General features: G+C 61.2%; 3 protein-coding genes. All 3 read right to left on the bottom strand.

The genetic code is table 11. The features are described 5' to 3' along the window. Window positions 1–152: 152 nt before the first annotated feature. Entirely contained in the window at window positions 153–761 is a 609-nt protein-coding gene (gene cheD / locus Q0L94_RS17835; RefSeq protein WP_296756027.1) for a chemoreceptor glutamine deamidase CheD, read from the bottom strand. Beyond that, a complete protein-coding gene (locus Q0L94_RS17830; RefSeq protein WP_296756026.1) occupies window positions 758–1,627 on the bottom strand; it encodes a CheR family methyltransferase in 870 nt (289 codons plus the stop codon). Before Q0L94_RS17830 ends, cheD begins: the two co-directional genes overlap by 4 nt. A gap of 146 nt (window positions 1,628–1,773) precedes the next feature. Next, window positions 1,774–2,194: methyl-accepting chemotaxis protein (locus Q0L94_RS17825; RefSeq protein ID WP_296756023.1), on the bottom strand; the 421-nt coding region annotated here is incomplete at its 5' end.

The raw sequence follows: 2,194 nt of genomic DNA, 5'->3' as shown, positions 1-2,194 counted from the left end.
TTGCCGATTTATCGGCTTTACAACCACGGCCTACCCCTTGCGGGTGGGCGACATAGCCGGCTCTATGGCAACGACGAGCAACGCCGCCATGCGGAAAAAGACGCCGTTTCATGTTGCGATATTTCTGAGTCACGACACTAGCTTTCTGGCGCTCAAAACAGATCAATATCGCCGCTTACCGCATGGGTCTTGAGCCGGCTCGCATAGTCCTGCTCCCGTTTCACCAGCGTGTAGTTGTTGAGTTGCTTGAGTTTCTTGACCAGCACCTTGCCGGTGTGGGGAAAGAAATACACCTTGCGCGGATGTACATCGTTCAGGTCCTCGGCCACGGTGCGGATGTTCTCGGTACGCAAAAAATCGCGCACGAACCGGGCATTGCGTTCACCCACGTTGATTGCGGTAAAACCGCGCAGCACGTTGCCGCCGCCGAACACCTTGGCCTCCAGGTTCTCGCGCCGCGCACCGGCCTTGAGTATCTGGTTGATCAGCACCTCCATGGCGTAGGCGCCATAACGCATCGATGCCGACATCGGGCTGCCGGCGTCGCCGCCGCCGTCCGGCAGCATGAAATGGTTCATCCCGCCGATCCCCGACACGCGGTCGCGGATGCACGCCGCCACGCAGGAACCCAGCACCGTGACGATGAGCATCGGCTTGCCGGTGTAGTAATACTCGCCGGGCAATATCTTGGCGGCTTCGCAATCGAAGGTGCGGTCGTAATACAGATTGGTCGCAAGCTGTTCCTCGATCGCAGGATTCATGCGAACTTCCTCGCGCCGGCATGACCGGGCTCCAGTTCGTACACCGTCTTGCCGCGCAGCCTGAACGCATCCGACGCATACAAGAAATTTTCGGAATGCCCGGCAAACAGCAGCCCTTGCGGTTTCATCAGCGGCACGAAGCGCGCAAGAATCCTGCTCTGTGTAGGCTTGTCGAAATAGATCATCACGTTGCGGCAGAAAATGACATCGAACGGCCCGCTGACCGGCCAGCTTGCGGCCAGCAGATTGAGGGGTTTGAACGTCACCAGCTGGCGCAGCTCGGGGCGCACCCGCACCAGCCCGGCACGCTCGCCCTTGCCGCGCTGAAAGAAGCGTTTGACGCGCTCCTGTGCCATCTTGTCGATCCGTTCGATCGGATACACGCCGTTCGCTGCGGCCGCGAGCACGTTGGTATCGATATCCGTGGCGACGATGCTGACCGGCGGCGTCAGGGTGCCGAACGCCTCGCATGCCGTCATGGCGATCGAATAGGGCTCCTCTCCGGTCGAACTGGCCGAACACCAGATCGACAGCGGCGCTTTCATGCCGAGCAGGTGTTCGGCGAGGATCGGAAAATGGTGGGCCTCACGAAAAAAAGAGGTCAGATTGGTGGTCAGCGCGTTGGTGAAGGCCTCCCACTCTTCGCTGTCGCGCCCGCTTTCCAGCCCATCGAGATATTCCTCGAAAGAGCTCATTCCTTTCGCTCGCAGACGGCGCGCCAGGCGGCTGTAGACCATCTCCTGCTTGCTTTCGGTCAGCGAGATCCCGGCCTGCCGGTAAATCAGGGCACGCACCCGGGCGAAATCACGCGGCGTGAATTCGAATATCTTGGCGCTGTCCGATGAATTCTTCAGTACGGGCTTCATGTCGAAATCACTTGTCTACTCAATGCCGCGTTCCCAACACAAACGCGCGTTCAATTCGAGCCCGGCATGACAGTACTGCACAAACCCCATCACGTCCATAAACCAGCCGCTCCCGCAAGCGGGTCAACTTCTGCTTCCCGCGGCCGTCATCTGCGGTCCTGCAGCTTCCGCTCCCCATCCCGGCTGCTGTCCGGCAAGCTCGCCCTCGCATGCGCCGGAAAGGGTGTCACCGTCTCCCGGCGATCCGGGCTGTGCGCCGCCGGCACGCCCTGCACCAGCTTGAAGGTCCCCACCAGTTCCGCAAGCTTCGCCGCCTGATCCTGCAGGCTCTCGGCCGCCGCCGCCGCCTGCTCCACCAGGGCAGCGTTCTGCTGCGTCATCTCGTCCATCTGACCAACCGCCTGGTTGACCTGATCGATGCCGGCACTCTGCTCCTGGCTCGCAGTCGCGGTGCCGCTGATGATGTCGGCAACCAGCTCAACCGAGGTCACGATGTCGTCCATCGCTTCGCCGGCTTCGTCCACCAGCTTGCGGCCCGCCTCGACCTGCTCCACCGAATCCTGGATC

The organism is Thiobacillus sp., from assembly GCF_024708915.1.
This window is presented reverse-complemented; position numbering and strand designations above follow the sequence as displayed.